The sequence below is a fragment of the Afifella sp. IM 167 genome, assembly GCF_020144925.1.
GTDB lineage: Bacteria > Pseudomonadota > Alphaproteobacteria > Rhizobiales > Afifellaceae > Afifella.
The window spans coordinates 1-705 of sequence record NZ_NSLC01000028.1 but is presented as its reverse complement, the minus strand read 5'-3'; the positions used below and the strand labels follow the sequence as shown (position 1 = coordinate 705).

The following is a 705-nucleotide window of genomic DNA, read 5'->3' as shown; positions in this document are numbered from 1 at the left end:
CTAAATATAGATATGACATTATTCGTCCTCCTGAATCATGTTTATTAGTTCATCAAAAACTTGTGTTTTTAGTTCTTCATTTAATGGTGCCATTCCAAATATTTCTGAAAACCAAAGACCATCTATGGATAATCTTGTAATTGTTATTTTGACAGGATCAATTCCATCAGTTATTAACTTTGTATGCAAAATATCGTATCTCTGCCGGAATTCATCTAATAAATCTGGATTAATAAACATAGCAGCCATTAGTGCGGAATTTAGATTATTGTTTTCTAAATCGGAAAATGTAGATTTAAGATAAGCCCTATTCCATTTTCCTATTGCGTTATCATCGTCGTTATTAACTAACGTATTAATGCATTCGAAATAATTATTTGTCCAATCTTCCACCATTCCTTTAATTAATGCTTCCTTGCTAGGAAAATGGTATAATAATCCACCTTTACTCACGCCAGCTCTTTGGGCGACTGCCTCTAATGTGAGTTTGACAACTCCTTCTTCTTTTACAATTTCAGATGCAGCAATCAATATATTTTTTTTCTTATTAGCATGCTTTGAAATAGACATAATAACCTCCATAACTTAGATACATATAATATACCTTCTGGACGGTTTTTTTGTCAATCGAATTAAAGCTCTTATTTAATATCACTCTTTCACATAAAAATAATCCAATAAATTAATCTAAAGATTGTGAAGAAA

Annotated in this window: 1 protein-coding gene; it reads right to left on the bottom strand. The window is 30.5% G+C overall.

Annotated elements, in window-relative coordinates:
• Nucleotides 1-18 precede the first annotated feature (18 nt).
• Entirely contained in the window at nucleotides 19-570 is a 552-nt protein-coding gene (locus CLD20_RS19970) for a TetR/AcrR family transcriptional regulator (RefSeq protein WP_000028029.1), read from the bottom strand.
• Between the last annotated feature and the right edge of the window lie 135 nt (nucleotides 571-705).